The following is a 15941-nucleotide window of genomic DNA, read 5'->3' on the forward strand; positions in this document are numbered from 1 at the left end:
GCCCCTTGTTGGCGAACCGGCCTTCCTGTGCCAAAGAAGGTTGATCTTGCAGCCAACGACCAGAGGAGCCGCCGTGACCATCGGGCTTGCCCATGCCGAACTCATCGCCGTCGTCACCGCCATCACCAGGGACGAGCCGCGGGTCATGACCGTTCGGGCGGGAGCAGCCCTTCCTTCGGGGCCGTTCGAATTCGGGCACAGAACGCTTCAGAGCGGGTTGCGGGAGTGGATCCACGAACAGACGCATCACCCCGTCGGTTATCTCGAACAGCTTTACACCTTCGCCGACCGCGACCGTAACAATGATATTCCGGGCGGGAGAACCATTTCGATCGGTTATCTCGGGCTGGTCCGCGAGCAGGAATCCCCCGGCAGCGACCTTCCCCTCTGGCATGGCTGGTACGAATATTTCCCCTGGGAGGATCATCGGCAGGGTCGCCCGGCGGTTCTGGATGCAATTATCGACAATCTGCGCGCATGGGCGGATTCCCATCCCGCCTGCAAGAGCCAGCGCCATTTGCGGGCCGATTTCACCTTCGGTCTCGATGGCGGCGGCTGGAACGAGGAACTGACCCTGCAGCGCTACGAATTGCTGTATGAGGCGGGGCTGGTCGAGGAAGCCCAGGGCGAACCGCGGGTCAATTTCGGCAAGCCCATGTTTGCCGATCATCGCCGCATTCTCGCCACCGGCATTGCCCGCCTCAGGGCAAAGATCAAATACCGCCCCGTAGTTTTCGAACTGATGGCCGATGCCTTCACCCTGCTGCAATTGCAGCGCGCCATCGAAGCGCTGGCCGGGCTGACGTTGCACAAACAGAATTTCCGCCGGCTGATCGAACAGCAGCAACTGGTGGAAGAGACCGGTGACATGGCAACCGAAACCGGCGGCCGCCCGGCAAAGCTTTTCCGCTTCCGCCAAACCGTTCTCGATGAACGCGCCCTCTCGGGAACCAAACTGCCCCTCTCCCGCAATTGACATATGCTCACAATGAGAATATCTCTTTGCCATAGATATACTCAAACAGAGTATAAATGGGAGAGTGCCGTGAACGAACAGATTTCTGCCGCAAGCCTTTACGACCGCGTCAGCCGTGTCATTCCCAAGGCCGAATGGATGGGCTTTCAGGACGATGTGGAGGCGATCCTCGATCTGAAGCGCAAGCGCAACGCCGTCATCCTCGCCCATAACTACCAGACGCCGGAAATCTTTCACGGCGTCGCCGATATCGTCGGCGACAGCCTCGCCCTTGCCCGCAAGGCGATGGAAGTGGAAGCGGATGTGATCGTTCTTGCCGGCGTACATTTCATGGCCGAGACGGCAAAGCTGCTCAATCCGGGAAAAACCGTACTCATTCCTGACATGGCCGCTGGTTGCTCGCTGGCCGATTCCATTACACCCGAGGACATTGCGCTTCTGCGCAAGGCCTATCCCGGCGTTCCGGTCGTCACTTACGTGAATACCTCGGCGGCGGTGAAGGCCGCTTCCGACATCTGCTGCACATCAGGCAATGCCCGTCAGGTGGTAGAATCGCTCGGCGTGCCGCGCGTACTGATGCTGCCGGATGAATATCTGGCAAAGAACGTGGCGCGGGAAACCAATGTCGAACTGATCGCATGGCGCGGCCATTGCGAGGTGCACGAGCTTTTCACTGCCGATGACATTAGAGAACTGCGGGAGAGCCATCCCGGCATCACCGTGCTGGCGCATCCGGAATGTCCGCCCGATGTCGTCGAGGCTGCGGACTTCTCCGGCTCCACCGCCGTCATGTCGGATTATGTCGGCAGGGCGCGACCTGCCCGGGTAGTGCTTTTGACGGAATGCTCCATGAGCGACAATGTCGCCGTGCATCACCCCGATGTCGAATTCATCCGGCCCTGCAATCTCTGCCCGCACATGAAGCGCATCACGCTCGGCAATATCCGTACAGCGCTTGAGGAAAACCGCCATGAGGTGACGATTGATCCGACTATTGCGGTCGCCGCCCGCCGCGCGGTGGAAAGGATGCTGGCGATATGAGCGAAGCCCTGTCGTCATATGCGGGCAGAACGGTCATCGTCGGCAGCGGCATTGCCGGCCTGATGGCGGCGCTGACACTTGCACCGCAACCGGTGCTGCTTTTGACCCGCAGCGCGCTCGGCGGCGAGACCTCCAGCGCCTGGGCGCAGGGCGGTATTGCGGCGAGCCTCGGGCCTGACGACAGCACGGCACTTCATCTTGCCGATACGCTTGCCGCAGGCGACGGCCTCTGTGACGTGGATATGGCCGCAGACATCGTCTCTGCCGCCCCTGCCGTCATCGAAGCCCTGGAGCGGGCGGGAGTGCGTTTCGACCGCGATGCGCAGGGCAAGCTCGTCTTCGGGCTGGAAGCGGCCCACAGCCGCCGGCGCATCCTGCATGCCGAAGGCGACGGCTCGGGTGCGGCCATCGTCAAGGCTCTGGCCGCAGCCGTGCTGCGCACGCCGTCCGTCACGGTTCTCGAAGGCACGGAAGTGCGCCGGGTGCTGACCAATGACGGCGTCGTGGCGGGTCTCATCTGCGCCGGGCAAAAGGGTAGCTTTGTTCTGCCGGCCACAAACGTCATTCTTGCGACCGGCGGCCTCGGCGGGCTTTATGAGGCGACGACCAATCCCTCCGGCAATTTCGGGCAGGGCATCATGCTCGCCGCACGCGCCGGCGCCATCCTCACGGATATGGAATTCGTCCAGTTTCACCCGACGGCGCTTTCCTCCCCCCGGCGGCCTTTGGCGTTGGTCAGCGAGGCGGTGCGGGGAGAAGGCGCGCTTCTTCTCAATGAAAACGGCGAACGGTTCATGGCGGCTGTTCCGGGTGCGGAACTTGCCTCCCGTGACATTGTCGCCCGCGCCATCGACCGGGAAATCCTGCGTGGCGGCAAGGTCTTTCTCGATGCACGCCAGGCGCTCGGAAGCGGTTTTTCGGCGCGCTTCCCGTCGATAGACCTGCTCTGCCGCGAGGCCGGCATAGACCCCGCCCGCGAACTGGTTCCCGTCCGTCCCGCCGTGCACTACCACATGGGCGGCGTCGCCACCGATGGACATGGCCGCAGTTCGGTGCCGGGCCTCTGGGTTGCCGGAGAAACCGCCTGCACGGGTCTTCACGGCGCCAACCGGCTCGCCAGCAACTCCCTGCTGGAAGCGGCTGCGATGGGTATGCGCGCGGCGGAAGATATTGCCAGGCTGCGCGCACCCAACGCAAAACAGGCGATGGCTGTCGCGACATTCACCACACCTGACCTCCCGGCCGCCGATCTCTCCATCATCCGGCCCATCGTCTCGCGCCATCTCGGCATCGCAAGACATGAGGTGGGGCTGACCGAGGCGATCCGCGATCTTCTGCCACTGGCAGAACAGGACGGTCCGGCATCGGACCCCGCCATCGTCGGGCTCGCCGTCGCCGTCTTCGCGGCCTTGCGCACGGAATCGCGCGGCGGCCATTTCCGCGACGATTTCCCGGAAAAGGCCGCGATCGCCACAAGGCGCAGGCTGAACCTTTCCGATGTCATCGCCATCGCCCATGAATTTACCTCTTCCAGCCTTTCCTCTTCCAGCATCGCGCGGAGCGCCTGACATGATCCTCTCCCCCCTGCCACGCCTCATCGTGGAACCGCTCGTTCGCAATGCCCTTCTGGAAGATCTGGGGCTGGCGGGCGACATAACCTCTGCCGCCGTCATCCCTGCAGATCACCGCTCGGTCGTCGTCATGGCGGCGCGTGAACCGGGCGTCATCGCCGGTCTCGATGCCGCGGAACTGGCTTTCCAGCTCGTGGACCCGGCTATCGTGATGAAACGGCATGTCCAGGATGGGGCAATGGTGGCTCCCGGCGATGTCATCGCAACGATCGAAGGTCCTTCGCGCGGCCTTTTGACGGGGGAGCGCACTGCACTCAATTTTCTCGGCCATCTCTCGGGCATCGCTTCCGTCACCGCAAAAATCGCTGCCGCCATTTCCGGCACCAAAGCCTCCGTCGCCTGCACCCGCAAGACGACGCCCGGCCTCCGGACGCTGGAAAAATATGCCGTGCGCGCCGGCGGCGGCATGAACCACCGTTTCGCCCTTTATGATGCCGTCCTCATCAAGGACAACCACATCGCCGTCGCCGGCGGCGTGGCCGAAGCAATCCGCAGCGCAAAGGCGGGTGTCGGGCATCTGGTCAAGATCGAGGTGGAGGTCGATACGCTCACGCAATTGCACGAGGCGATGGAAGAAGGCGTCGATGCGGTTCTGCTGGACAATATGACGCCGGAACAGCTGTGCGAGGCGGTGGAAATCGTCGCGGGACGCGCAATCACCGAAGCCTCCGGCCGCATCAACCCGGAAACGGCGCCCGCCATCGCCGCAACCGGCATCGATCTCATTTCCGTCGGCTGGCTGACCCACAGCGCACCGGTTCTGGACATCGGATTGGACTTCCGCAGCCAAAGCTGAGGAAAACGTCGACAGGCGGAACAAAACCTTCGCTCAATCGTTAGTCCGTCGCCTGGGGTCAAAGAGGCGGGGGGATCAGTGCGCGCAAAAGCCTGTCCATATGCCTGCGGACCTCTCTCAAAAAGGAAAGGCCTGTCATGGAAGACGCACAAATCGGCTGGATTGCAGCAATCATCATAGGCGGCGTGGCCGGTTGGCTCGCCGAACAGTTCATGAAAAGCAACATGGGTGTTTTCATGAACATAATCCTCGGCATCATCGGCGCCATCGTCGCCAATTTCCTGCTTGGGCTTGTGGGCATTTCGCTCGGAGGCTGGATTGGATATCTCATCGCCGGTTTCATCGGCGCATGCATTCTCATCGCCGTCGGGCGGGCATTTCGCCGATAAAGGGAGGACACAATGAGCTTTTTCGACAAGATCAAGGGCGCGATTTTCGGCAGGGCCGAGGCAGCAACACCGGCTTCGACTTCGGCCCCGACTGGAACGCCGACAACCGCCGCAAGCCCGGCCGCACCGGCTCAGCCTGCGGCGCCCGCTCCGGCGTCCACGGCTCCGGCATCCACTGGTAGCGTCGACGTGGCCTCCATTCTGGATGCGGCAGTCAAACAGAACGGGCAGAAGCTCGACTGGAAACGCTCGATCGTCGACCTTTTGAAGGCGCTCGATCTGGACAGCAGCCTCAGCGCCCGAAAGGAACTGGCGGGTGAACTCGGCTATACCGGCGACACCTCGGATTCGGCGACCATGAACATCTGGCTGCACAAGGCCGTCATCAAGAAGCTGTCCGAAAACGGCGGCAAGGTTCCAGCCGACCTTCTGCATTGAACCGGTGATCGGGAGACCGCGATGGACGACTATTCCAGCTTGAGAGAGCAGATCGGCCGGGACCTGGACACCCTTCACAGGACGGACAACCCGAAGTCGATTTTCGAGATTGCCGACGACTATCTTCTGGGAGATCCAAATCTCAATAGAGCGATAGTCGAAGACATCATCAAGGAAGAAGCGGACAAGCGCGGCATCGCGATCCACTGAAGCCGCGCGATGAGCACGGCTGTTTTCCCAGAAAGGCGGCATCCAAACCGGATGCCGCCTTTCTTTTGCCCCGTGCCCCGAAGCTTTATTTTTTCGGCTTTGCCTCGGCCTTTTTAGCGTTTTCTTCCATCAACTCATACCACATGGCGTTCATGACGGCGAAGATGGCGGCGAGAGGCAGGCCGAGCAGCCAGGCGAAATACCACATGTTCGATCTCCTTCTGTTTGTTCGATATCAATATGCGTGGCCGCTATCGTCGCGGATCGCCTTTTCATCCACCTTGCCCCACAGCACATGATAGACCCACGACGTGTAGGCGACGATGATAGGGATGAAGATGAGGGCGACGACCAGCATGATGAACAACGTCATGTGGCTCGATGATGCGTCCCATACCGTCAGGCTCGATTTCGGATCGATCGAAGACGGCAGGATGAAGGGAAACATCGTCAGCCCAACCGTTGAGATGATGCCGAAAATGGCAAGCGAGCTGGAAAGCAGCGCCAGCACCTCCCGCCGGACCCTGAACAACAGGAAGGCGACGAGCGGGAAGGCAAGACCGAGCGCCGGCGCCACCATCATCCACGGATGGGCGGCATAATTGGAAAACCAGGCGCCACTTGCGACCTCGACCGTCTTTGACAACGGATTGGACGGACCATCGGTGACGATCTCCGAGGTGAAGCGATACCCGTCGATACCGAGCCACAACAGCACACCGCCGAGCGCGAACAAAACGGTGGTGGCAAGGGCCGCGATGCTGCCGAAAGCGCGAGCGCGGGCCGCAACCGGGCCTTCGGTCTTCAGCACTAGCCAGGCCGCACCATGCATCACCAGCATGGCGACGGAAACGAGGCCGCAGAGAAGGCCATAGGGGTTCAGAAGTTCGAACAGCGTCGTGCCGTCGTAGAAAATCCTGAGGTCGTCGTTAAAGCGGAAGGGTACGCCCTGCAGCACATTGCCGATCGCCACACCGAAGATCAGCGCAGGAACAAAACCGCCGATGAACAAGGCCCAGTCCCATGCACTGCGCCATGTCGTGCTTTCGCGCTTGGAGCGATACTTGAAACCGACTGGCCGCAAAATCAGCGCAAACAGGGTGGCGAACATCGCCAGATAAAAGCCTGAAAACGACACCGCATAGAGTGGCGGCCAGGCGGCGAAGATGGCGCCACCGCCAAGGATGAGCCAGACCTGATTGCCTTCCCAGACCGGGCCGATGGAATTGATGACCACACGCCGCTCGAGATCCGTTTTCGCGACGAAGGGCAGCAGCGCGCCCGTGCCCAGATCAAAACCGCCGGTCACGGCAAAACCGATCAGCACCACGCCGAGCAGCAGCCACCAGATGACGCGGAGGATTTCGTAGTCGATGAGTTGGTGCAATATCATGATCGTTTACTCCGCAGCGACGAGTTTTTCGGGAACGAGCGGCGCTTCCGGCTCCTGGTCCGGATCAGGCCCCTTGCGGATCGCCTTCAGCATCAGCCCCATTTCGACGATGAACAGCACCGTGTAGATGGCGATGAAGCAGAGAAGCGTAATCAGAACCGTCGAGGCGCTGAGGCTGGAGACGGCGGCCGCCGTCGGCAGCACACCCTCGATGATCCATGGCTGGCGGCCGAATTCCGCGACCACCCAGCCCATCTCCGCGGCAATCCACGGCAGCGGAATGGCGAAGACGGCCACCTTCAGCAACAACGGATAGTGATCCAGCCGGCGGCGCGCCGAGAGATAAAAGAAGGTCGCCGTCAGCACGATGAAGAAGAGGCCGAGACCGACCATGATGCGGAACGCCCAGAACAGCGTTGGCACATGCGGGATCGTATCGGCAGCCGCCTTGGCAATCTGCTCCTCGGTCGCCTGACGCGGATCGTCGACATAACGTTTCAGCAGCAGGGCGTAACCAAGCTCGTGCCCAAGTTCGGCAAAGGTGCCGTTCACCTCTTCGGGCAGTTGCGCGCCCTTGCCGTTGGCGCGTATCTGCATCAGCGCGTCATAGGCCTTGATGCCATCGCGGATACGGGTCTTTGCCTGCTCCACCAGATCGTTGATGCCGGGGATTTGCGTGTCGAGCGAGCGGGTGCCGATAAGGCCCATCACCCACGGGATCTTCACGGCAAAATGCGTCTCGCGCGCTTCCTGATCGGGAAAACCTATCGCCGTGAAGGGTGCCGGCGCCGGTTCCGTTTCCCACATGGCCTCAATGGAGGCGAGCTTCATCTTCTGGTGTTCGGTCGAAAGATAACCGCTTTCATCACCAAGCACGACGACGGACAGAGCAGACGCCAGACCGAACGAGGCGGCAACCGTCATCGACCGCTTGGCGAGATCGACATGGCGCCCCTTTAGGACATACCAGGCGGAAACGCCGAGCACGAAGATGGAGGCGGTCACGTAACCCGCCGAAACGGTGTGGACGAACTTCGCCTGTGCGACCGGGTTGAACAGGACCTCGAAGAAGTCTGTCACTTCCATGCGCATGGTCTGGGGGTTGAAAGCCGATCCCGCCGGGTTCTGCATCCAGCCATTGGCGATCAATATCCAGAGCGCCGAGAAGTTGGAACCGATCGCCACGCACCATGTTGCGATGAGATGGCCGAGTTTCGACAGCTTGTCCCAGCCGAAAAAGAACAGACCGACAAAGGTGGCTTCCAGAAAGAACGCCATCATTCCTTCGATCGCCAGCGGCGCACCGAAGATATCGCCGACGTAGTGGCTGTAATAACTCCAGTTCATGCCGAACTGGAATTCCATGACGATGCCAGTGGAAACGCCAAGCACGAAGTTGATGCCGAACAATGTACCCCAGAATTTCGTCATCTGCCGCCAGATCGCGCGGCCGGTCATGACATAGACCGTTTCCATGATGGCGATCACCACCGACAGTCCGATCGTCAGGGGAACGAATAGAAAGTGATATAAAGCGGTAACCGCGAATTGCAGGCGCGATAGCGCCACGATGTCGAGTTCCATGTTTTTACCCCACCTTTTATGAAAGGCCGGCCTTCTGTTACGAAATGGCGCCGACCCGAAAAATCACTCAGTCCGGACGCAATGTTTGCAGCATTACGTCGTATTCCGGGGTGCCGCTTTGACATTGATCAAGTTGGCGTCCGTCTTTCAGCATGATGATCCGATCGGCAAATTCCGCCTCGCGGCGATTATGGGTGATCATCACGACAGTCTTTCCATCCGCCCTGGCAAACAGCCGGCCGAGCACATCGCGGGCGGTCTCGCCGTCCAGCCCTTCCGTCACCTCATCGAGAAGCCAGAGCGGTTTGTCGCGCAGCAGGAAACGGGCGAGCGCAAGCCGGCGTGACTGGCCGCCGGAAAGGCCCTGCCCCGCCTCGCCAAGCCTCGTATTCAGCCCGGCAGTCAGGGTTTTGACGTGTTCGCCAAGGCCCGCTGCGTGCAGGGCATCCCAAAGTTCGTTCTCGGTCGCCGCGGGTTTTGCCAGCCTCAGATTGTCGGCAATGCTGTCGCGGAAAAGCTGGCTTCGCTGCGTCATCAGGCAGGATGGTAGAGCACTGACTAGGCCCGCCGTTGGCAGCAATTCACCTGCCAGAAGCTGGATGAGGCTGGTCTTGCCGGCACCGCTCGGCCCAACGATCGCGACCGTTTCACCATCGGCGATTACAAGGTTGATATTAGTCAGGACCGGATTGTCGTTCCCATCCCGCTCCAGACGCACGTTCTCAAGGTCCGCAGCGATGCCGATGGCGGGCAAGCATGGACAGTGAACTGCAGCCTCTGTCGAAAGACGCGGCGCGATACGCCTTGCCGAAAACAGCGTGCGCCCGAGTTCCATTGCCCCCCGGCGCAACGCCGTGAAAGGCTCCAGAGCGGCGAAGCAGACGAGCAGGCCGAGAGCGGCAGCCGGTGCGTTCACCACGCCCTTTTCCGCAAGCCATGCCATGCCCAGAAGGGCGGCGCTCAAAAGAATAGCCGCTGAAACTCCAAAGGAAAAACCGGCATTGGTCTCGATGCGGTTCAGGCGATCATCACAGGCAAGCAGGTAGTCGTCCGCGCCCTTTACCGCCGCAACCTGCGCGGCAAGACGACCCGTGGTGAGCAATTCCACCTGTCCGTTGACCAGATCCGCCGTACGGGCGCGAAGCGCTTCAAGCCCGATTGCCCGGCGGCGCGCAAATTTTTCCGCCCGCAACGCGGAGCGCACCGAAATGCCGAGCCCCGCCGAGATTAGGAAGAGGGCCGCCAGAACGCCTGCAAGCGGGTCGAGGAAAGCAAGCCCGATGCCCGTTGCAATGGCGGCAAGGACTGCGACGGCGGCGGGAACCAGCACGCGTAGATAAAGTGAATCCAGCGCATCGATATCCGCGGTCAACCGGTTCAGCAGGCGGGCGGGTCTTGCCTCCAGATGTTTTGCCGTCTGCGGAACGGCAAAACCGCGAAACAGCTTTTCCCGAAGCGCCGCCAGCACAGAAAGCGTTGCCTCATGGGTGGTCATGCGTTCGCCATAACGGGCGGCGGTGCGCGACAGCGCCAAGAGGCGGATGGCCGCCGACGGGGCAAAGACGTCAAATGCATAGGCCGTGGCTGGCACCAGACCGGCAATCGCCGTTGCGGTGATGAACCAGCCGGAAACGCCGAGAAGACCGATACCCGCCAGCACCGTCGTAGCCGCGAGAGCCATACCGGCAAGCAGCATGCCGCGACGCGCCGTCCAGAACAGGGCAATGATGGGTTTCAATATGGCAAGACGTGCGATCATGACTGCCCTCTTGAATGGATCGTCGTCATATCCACGACCCTGTCCATGCGCGCCGCCAGCACCGGATCATGCGTTGCGACAATCAATGTCCTGCCATTTGCCAGTTTCAGCAGGTTTTCCGTAACGAGAGCAGCCGTTTCCCGGTCGAGATGCGCCGTCGGTTCATCGACCAGAACAAGCTGCGTTGCGGGATCGGCGAAAGCGCGCGCAATGGCGAGCCGCACCGCTTCTCCGCCCGAAATGCCATATCCGCCATCCCCAATCGGCAGGTGTCGGCGTGCATGCGATAATCCATCCAGCCCGGTATGGCACAACGCCTCTTCCACCATGCCTTCGCTGATCCCGGCACGACCAAAGCGAATATTCGCCTTCAGCGAACCGGCAAAAAAGAACGGCTTCTGGCTAACCCAGCCGATTGTATTGCGTAGTCCATCAGCAGTCGCATGATCGAGCTTTACGCCGCCGATACTTATTTCGCCGCTGCCAACCTCAGCCAACCCAGCAATCAAGGAGAGTACAGTGGATTTGCCACAACCGGAAGACCCAAGAATCGCAACTCTCTCGCCCGGCTGAACCGTAAGGTTGAGATTTCGGATCACAGGTGGAGAATTTGGATAGGCGAAGGAAAGATTATTCAGCTCCACCAAACCGGGCATCGGGCATGAAACGGACACCATGTCCTTGCCCTCGCCCGCGACAGCTGCGCCGCCCGCCGTCAAGGTATCGAGCGCGCCGAGAGCCGCCTCGCCGGCTGCACGGTCATGCCAGACGGCGGATAATTCGCGTAGCGGTTCAAAAAAGGCCGGGGCCAGAAGCAGGATGAACAGTCCCTCGGCAAGCGTCAGCTTCTCGCCCCACGCACCAAAATCCAGAAAACCGAGCAGATGGAAACCAATGTAAACGGCGGTCATGGCAACGCCGAGGGCGGCGAAAAGCTCCAGCACCGCCGAGGAAAGAAAGGCGATCCTGAGCACGGCCATCGTCCGCTTCTTGAGGTTTTCCGCGTCCGTGCGCAGGCGTCCAGCAGTCAGATCGACGGCCTCCAGCGCGCGGATCGTTTCCAACCCGCGCAGGCGATCGAGCAGGAAGGCATTCATATTGCCGGTCTCGGCAAGCTGCTTTTCGCTGGCCGCCTTTGCCTGCCAGCCGATCAGCGCCATGAAAAGCGGTATGGTCGGCATGGCGAGCAGCAGCACCAGCGCCGCGACCCAGGTCAATGGCAGGATCGCCAGCACAAAAACCAATGGAACGATGGTGGCTTTCATCCGTGCCGGCTGGAAACGGGAAAGGTAGGGCACCAGCGCTTCCGCCGCCTCGGCAATAACGCCTGCCGCCTCGCCAGATGCCGTGCGCGACAGATCAAGCGGCGACACCTTCGCCACAGCCTGCAGCGCTTCCAGCCGCCGTTGCGACAGCGTGGCGCGCGCGGCACGAAACGACAATCGCGCCGCGATTTTTTCCAGCCAGGCCTTGATGACACCGAGGATGAGAACCGCAAAAGCAGCCGGCACAACCGCCATCATCGGCGCTCCATCGGCAATTTTTCCGACGGAAAAGGCAAGCAGACCCGCCTGCGGCAGCCAGAGCAGAGCAGGCAACACATGCAGCAGAGCGACGGATCTTTCTACTGCTGGGACCTTCACCTTTTCCACCGCTCCGGCAACCTTGTCGTCAGAGGATTTCCCGGCAGCAGCACCGAAGAAGCGCCGCCGCACCACATCGGGCGAAACGGTTTCAGGCGCAGGACAGTCAACACCGTCACCACTTGCCGATTGTCGCGTTTGTGCGGACATCTCCAAGGCCGATCTCCTCACTTGCCCTTTGTGCCACGGGGTCTTGCAAGAGAGACGATCTTGTCCTTGGCCTCCAACAGTTTCGTGACTTTCGAGCCGAGCGCCAATAACGAAGCCAGCCGCTCCGTCTCCAGCCGCTTCACATCATCATACCAGCCGGTGAGCTGCTCGATCAGCGTCTTCATCTCGTCGATGCGCTTTTGCGCATGCCGCTCGTCTTCGTTCTCGGGCGTCTCCATCAGAATTTCGCGGAGCACGCTGAGCGTCGGATCGATCTCACGTTTCTTGCGCTCCTCGGCAAGGGTGCGGAGAATTTGCCAGACACCCTCCGGCGTCGTGAAAAAATCGCGCCGGTCACCGGGAAAATGCTTGAGAATTGCAAGGTTCCACGCCTGAAGCTCCTTCAGGCTCATCGACACGTTGGAACGGGAGATGCCAAGCGCCTCGACAATGTCGTCGGCGCAGAGCGGCTGCGGCGAAATGTAAAGCAATGCATAGACTTGGCCGACCGTGCGGTTGATGCCCCAGCGGCTGCCCATCTCGCCAAAATGCAGCACGAAGGACTGAACGAGCGGAGAAAGACTGGTCGGCATTTCTTTGCTTTCTGTAGTTTCAGTAATTTCTGAAATTTCGATAAAGCAAAAAATGGCGGGCGGCAAATCACCTTTTTGACCTGCGTCAAAATGTGCACATCGGTTGAGACGATGTCAGCGAAGGAAGATCAAGCGTGTCTACTCAACCCGATAGCCGGGATATGATACCGATAACATCGTCCATAGATTGTCACGAACGGAAATCGCGCATAAAAAATCGGTGGCGGAACAATCCGCCACCGATCGAAACGTCGGCATTCTTGCGTGCGATACAGGCGCCTACGAAAAAGCGATCTGGACCTTCATGGCACGGCTGCGGTCGGAGGCGAATTCGAAGGCCGAGATGGCGTCGTCGAGATCGACCGTCTGGGTGATGAACGGTTTGACGTCGATCAGGCCCTTGCGCATCAATTCAACACCGGTTGCGAATTCCTCATGGAAACGGAAAGAGCCGCGCAAATCCAGTTCCTTGGCGGTGATCGCCATCATCGGCAGGCTCATATCGCCGCCAAGCCCGAGCTGGACGATGATGCCTCGCGGACGCAGCGCCGTAATCCCGCCCGCAAGGGCAACGGCGGCACCCGAGCATTCATAGAGAACGTCAAACGTGCCCTTGTACGCCCCATAGGCGGCCAGCGCATCGGGTTCATCCTTGCTGTTGATGACGCGATCCGCGCCGGCTTCTTTCGCCTTGGCGAGCGTGAAATCCGAAAGGTCGGTCGCGACGATTTCAGCGGCACCGGCACGGCGTGCGGCAAGAATGGAGAGAATGCCGATCGGGCCGCAACCGGTAACCAGCACGCGTTTTCCCAGCAAATCCCCGGCGCGACGGGTGGCATGCAGTGTCACCGCCAGCGGTTCCGCCATGGCCGCCTCGCCAGCGGTCAGGCCATCGGCGGGAACGCATTGCAGCGCATCCGCCACGAGAACCTCGCGGAAAGCGCCCTGAATATGCGGGAACGGCATGGCGCTGCCATAAAAGCGCATGTTGAGGCACTGGTTGTGCAGGCCTTCCTGGCAAAAGCGGCAGGTCCTGCACGGGCGGGACGGCGAAACCGCCACAAGACCGCCGACCTTCAGACCCTCGACGCCTTCACCGAGTTCCTCGATGACGGCGGAGACCTCATGCCCCAGCACCATCGGTTCGCGAAGCCGTATCGCGCCGAAACCGCCATGATTGTAATAGTGAAGATCGCTGCCGCAAATTCCGCCCCGGGCCAGACGAAGGCGCACTTCTCCCACCCCCGGCGCTTCCTCCGGCCGCTCTTCGATGCGCACATCCTTTGCCCCATGGGCGACAATCGCTCTCATAAATATCTCCCTTTCGACGTCGTACCTGTCCGGCGCGACAAAATAATCCGCATCCCGATCATTGCCGCCAGCCGCGCTTTTTGCGGGCCTTGCGGCCACCTCGCACGCATGATCCGTACCGGAACCAAGCGTTTAAGCCTTGACATCCACGACTGAAAGGGATGAATGTTATCGATAACATAAACCGACATAAAAGCAATGTCGAGAGACTGGAGGAAACAGTGGGCCTTAATTTGTTCGATCTTTCCGGCCGCCGCGCCCTGATCACCGGTTCGTCACAGGGCATCGGTTTTGCGCTGGCGCAAGGGCTGGTGGAAGCCGGGGCCGAAGTGGTGCTGAACGGCCGGGACGAAGCGAAGCTGAAAGCCGCCGCCGCAGGTATCAAGGGTGCAAAAACGCTGGCCTTCGACGCCACCGATCACGAAGCGGTGCGCAAGGCAATCGACGGTTTCGAGGCGGACGTCGGCCCAATCGATATTCTCGTCAACAATGCCGGCATGCAGCACCGCACGCCGCTTGAGGATTTTCCGGCAGACGCCTTTGAGCGCCTGTTGCAGACCAACATCGCCTCGGTGTTCCACGCGGGCCAAGCCGTCGCGCGCCACATGATCACCCGTGGACGCGGCAAGATCATCAACATCGCCAGCGTGCAGACCGCACTCGCCCGTCCCGGCATCGCGCCTTACACCGCCACCAAGGGCGCTGTCGGCAATCTGACAAAGGGCATGGCGACGGACTGGGCCAAATACGGCCTGCAGTGCAACGCCATTGCGCCGGGTTATTTCGACACGCCGCTCAACGCCGCTCTAGTCGCTGACGAGACCTTTTCGGCATGGCTTGAGAAGCGTACGCCCGCCGGTCGCTGGGGCAAGGTCGAAGAACTTGTCGGCGCCTGCATTTTCCTGTCGTCCGACGCCTCGTCTTTCGTGAACGGGCATATTCTTTACGTCGACGGCGGCATCACCGCTTCGCTTTAAAGAAGCTACATCGACGAGACCACGACGCTTTGGGAGGAGACCGTGAGCACCATGACCGAGAAGAACAAAATCGCCCTTATCGGCGCCGGCGCCATGGGCGGTGCAATCGGCACGCGGCTGATCGAGACCGGCAATCAACTGACGGTTTTCGACCTCGACGCGGAAAAGGTGGCGGCGCTGACCAGCCTTGGCGCACACAGCGCCGGTACGGCAGCGGAAGCAGCGTCGGTCTCCGATGTGGTGATCCTCAGCCTCAATTCGCCGAAAATCGTCAGGCTGGCCGTCTTCGGCAAGGATGGCGTGGCGGCGGGAGCAAGGCCCGGCACGCTGATCATCGACATGTCTTCGATCGATCCGGAGGCAACGAAGGAACTGGCAGCGGATGCTGCTGAAAAGGGGCTGCGCTGGGTGGACAGCCCGCTTTCCGGCGGCGCGCCGAAGGCGCTTGTCGGCCAACTGACACTGATGGCGGGCGGCACTGAAACGGATGTGGCTGATGCCCATCGCGTGCTGCGGCATGTCGCCAGCAACTACACCCATATGGGGCCAAGCGGTGCAGGCCAGACAACGAAGCTCATCAACCAGGTTCTTTGTGGGCTGAACTTCCTTGCCGTGGCCGAGGCCACACAGTTGGCGCTGGACGCCGGCGTCGATGCCGCCAAAATCCCGCAGGCGTTGAAGGGCGGCAGGGCCGATAGCGCGATCCTTCAGGAATATATGCCGCGTTACGTGGCGAAGGATTATCGCCGCACCGGCCGTATCGACAATATGGTCAAGGACCTGAACGGCGCGCAGGATCTCGCCAGACGTACAAATACGGCGATGCCGCTGACGGCGGTTTGTGCCGAGGTGCACCGCATGCTGACGGCGGCGGGGCTGGGCGGTGAGGATCAGGCCGCGCTGATGGAATTTTTCACCGGTGCGAAACACACCTTCGCAGACTGATTTCCGCCACGAGCAAGGCAATAACACCGGAATGGCCGACCTGACGTGGAGGTCACGAATGTGTGCCGCCCGTCATAGCCATTGCGTAATGTCTCCGCAGCGAAG

Annotated in this window: 16 protein-coding genes; 9 read left to right on the plus strand and 7 right to left on the minus strand. The window is 60.8% G+C overall.

Features of this window, described 5'->3' with window-relative positions:
* The first annotated feature begins 73 nt into the window (after positions 1–73).
* The 7 genes from RBH10_RS03125 (at position 74) to RBH10_RS03155 (ending at position 5481) form a co-directional block, all read left to right on the plus strand.
* On the plus strand, positions 74–976 hold the full coding sequence (locus RBH10_RS03125; RefSeq protein ID WP_281039072.1) for a hypothetical protein: 903 nt from the start codon (positions 74–76) through the stop codon (positions 974–976).
* A 69-nt stretch (positions 977–1045) separates the two neighbouring features.
* Positions 1046–2017: a quinolinate synthase NadA gene (gene nadA / locus RBH10_RS03130; protein ID WP_281039070.1), complete on the plus strand. Its 972-nt coding sequence runs from the start codon at positions 1046–1048 to the stop codon at positions 2015–2017.
* Positions 2014–3585: an L-aspartate oxidase gene (locus RBH10_RS03135; RefSeq protein ID WP_281039069.1), complete on the plus strand. Its 1572-nt coding sequence runs from the start codon at positions 2014–2016 to the stop codon at positions 3583–3585. Before nadA ends, RBH10_RS03135 begins: the two co-directional genes overlap by 4 nt.
* 1 nt (position 3586) lies before the next feature.
* Complete coding sequence (gene nadC / locus RBH10_RS03140; RefSeq protein WP_281039068.1) at positions 3587–4444, plus strand: carboxylating nicotinate-nucleotide diphosphorylase; 858 nt, start codon at positions 3587–3589, stop codon at positions 4442–4444.
* 137 nt (positions 4445–4581) lie between these two features.
* On the plus strand, positions 4582–4833 hold the full coding sequence (locus RBH10_RS03145; RefSeq protein WP_045015709.1) for a GlsB/YeaQ/YmgE family stress response membrane protein: 252 nt from the start codon (positions 4582–4584) through the stop codon (positions 4831–4833).
* Positions 4834–4845: 12 nt separating this feature from the next.
* Complete coding sequence (locus tag RBH10_RS03150) at positions 4846–5271, plus strand: DUF3597 domain-containing protein (RefSeq protein WP_281039067.1); 426 nt, start codon at positions 4846–4848, stop codon at positions 5269–5271.
* A 21-nt stretch (positions 5272–5292) separates the two neighbouring features.
* A complete protein-coding gene (locus RBH10_RS03155; RefSeq protein ID WP_281039066.1) occupies positions 5293–5481 on the plus strand; it encodes a hypothetical protein in 189 nt (62 codons plus the stop codon).
* Between the two features lie 85 nt (positions 5482–5566).
* Here RBH10_RS03155 and cydX read toward each other — a convergent pair whose 3' ends face one another.
* From cydX to RBH10_RS03190, 7 genes are all read right to left on the minus strand, one after another.
* A complete protein-coding gene (gene cydX / locus RBH10_RS03160) occupies positions 5567–5689 on the minus strand; it encodes a cytochrome bd-I oxidase subunit CydX (protein WP_281039065.1) in 123 nt (40 codons plus the stop codon).
* 27 nt (positions 5690–5716) lie between these two features.
* The gene (cydB, locus tag RBH10_RS03165; RefSeq protein ID WP_281039064.1) at positions 5717–6874 is read right to left on the minus strand and encodes a cytochrome d ubiquinol oxidase subunit II; all 1158 of its coding nucleotides are present in this window, start codon (positions 6872–6874) and stop codon (positions 5717–5719) included.
* Positions 6875–6880: 6 nt separating this feature from the next.
* On the minus strand, positions 6881–8458 hold the full coding sequence (locus RBH10_RS03170) for a cytochrome ubiquinol oxidase subunit I (RefSeq protein ID WP_281039062.1): 1578 nt from the start codon (positions 8456–8458) through the stop codon (positions 6881–6883).
* Positions 8459–8525: 67 nt separating this feature from the next.
* A complete protein-coding gene (locus RBH10_RS03175) occupies positions 8526–10217 on the minus strand; it encodes an amino acid ABC transporter ATP-binding/permease protein (protein ID WP_281039061.1) in 1692 nt (563 codons plus the stop codon).
* Positions 10214–12010 carry a thiol reductant ABC exporter subunit CydD gene (gene cydD, locus RBH10_RS03180; protein WP_281039060.1) on the minus strand — a complete coding sequence of 599 codons (1797 nt, stop codon included), beginning with the start codon at positions 12008–12010 and terminating at the stop codon, positions 10214–10216. Before cydD ends, RBH10_RS03175 begins: the two co-directional genes overlap by 4 nt.
* Before the next feature lie 17 nt (positions 12011–12027).
* Positions 12028–12603 carry a GbsR/MarR family transcriptional regulator gene (locus RBH10_RS03185; RefSeq protein WP_281039059.1) on the minus strand — a complete coding sequence of 192 codons (576 nt, stop codon included), beginning with the start codon at positions 12601–12603 and terminating at the stop codon, positions 12028–12030.
* Positions 12604–12882: 279 nt separating this feature from the next.
* Entirely contained in the window at positions 12883–13914 is a 1032-nt protein-coding gene (locus RBH10_RS03190; RefSeq protein ID WP_281039058.1) for an L-idonate 5-dehydrogenase, read from the minus strand.
* A 221-nt stretch (positions 13915–14135) separates the two neighbouring features.
* On the opposite strand from RBH10_RS03190, the gene RBH10_RS03195 reads away from it, so the two are divergent.
* Both RBH10_RS03195 and RBH10_RS03200 read left to right on the plus strand, forming a co-directional pair.
* Positions 14136–14891, plus strand: coding sequence for an SDR family oxidoreductase (locus tag RBH10_RS03195; RefSeq protein WP_281039057.1), 756 nt, complete (start codon positions 14136–14138; stop codon positions 14889–14891).
* A 51-nt stretch (positions 14892–14942) separates the two neighbouring features.
* Entirely contained in the window at positions 14943–15836 is an 894-nt protein-coding gene (locus tag RBH10_RS03200; protein WP_281039056.1) for an NAD(P)-dependent oxidoreductase, read from the plus strand.
* The last annotated feature ends 105 nt before the right edge of the window (positions 15837–15941 follow it).

The sequence above is a fragment of the Rhizobium sp. AN73 genome (assembly GCF_030757975.1).
GTDB lineage: Bacteria > Pseudomonadota > Alphaproteobacteria > Rhizobiales > Rhizobiaceae > Agrobacterium > Agrobacterium arsenijevicii.

Bases quoted from the DNA above. Each gene is read 5' to 3' on its own strand.
- RBH10_RS03170 (WP_281039062.1), bottom strand. From the start codon at position 8,458: ATGGAACTCGACATCGTGGCGCTATCGCGCCTGCAATTCGCGGTTACC.
- RBH10_RS03185 (WP_281039059.1), bottom strand. From the start codon at position 12,603: ATGCCGACCAGTCTTTCTCCGCTCGTTCAGTCCTTCGTGCTGCATTTT.
- cydD (WP_281039060.1), bottom strand. From the start codon at position 12,010: ATGTCCGCACAAACGCGACAATCGGCAAGTGGTGACGGTGTTGACTGT.
- cydX (WP_281039065.1), bottom strand. From the start codon at position 5,689: ATGTGGTATTTCGCCTGGCTGCTCGGCCTGCCTCTCGCCGCCATCTTC.
- RBH10_RS03190 (WP_281039058.1), bottom strand. From the start codon at position 13,914: ATGAGAGCGATTGTCGCCCATGGGGCAAAGGATGTGCGCATCGAAGAG.
- RBH10_RS03155 (WP_281039066.1), top strand. From the start codon at position 5,293: ATGGACGACTATTCCAGCTTGAGAGAGCAGATCGGCCGGGACCTGGAC.
- RBH10_RS03145 (WP_045015709.1), top strand. From the start codon at position 4,582: ATGGAAGACGCACAAATCGGCTGGATTGCAGCAATCATCATAGGCGGC.
- RBH10_RS03175 (WP_281039061.1), bottom strand. From the start codon at position 10,217: ATGATCGCACGTCTTGCCATATTGAAACCCATCATTGCCCTGTTCTGG.
- RBH10_RS03150 (WP_281039067.1), top strand. From the start codon at position 4,846: ATGAGCTTTTTCGACAAGATCAAGGGCGCGATTTTCGGCAGGGCCGAG.
- RBH10_RS03200 (WP_281039056.1), top strand. From the start codon at position 14,943: ATGACCGAGAAGAACAAAATCGCCCTTATCGGCGCCGGCGCCATGGGC.
- cydB (WP_281039064.1), bottom strand. From the start codon at position 6,874: ATGATATTGCACCAACTCATCGACTACGAAATCCTCCGCGTCATCTGG.
- nadC (WP_281039068.1), top strand. From the start codon at position 3,587: ATGATCCTCTCCCCCCTGCCACGCCTCATCGTGGAACCGCTCGTTCGC.
- RBH10_RS03135 (WP_281039069.1), top strand. From the start codon at position 2,014: ATGAGCGAAGCCCTGTCGTCATATGCGGGCAGAACGGTCATCGTCGGC.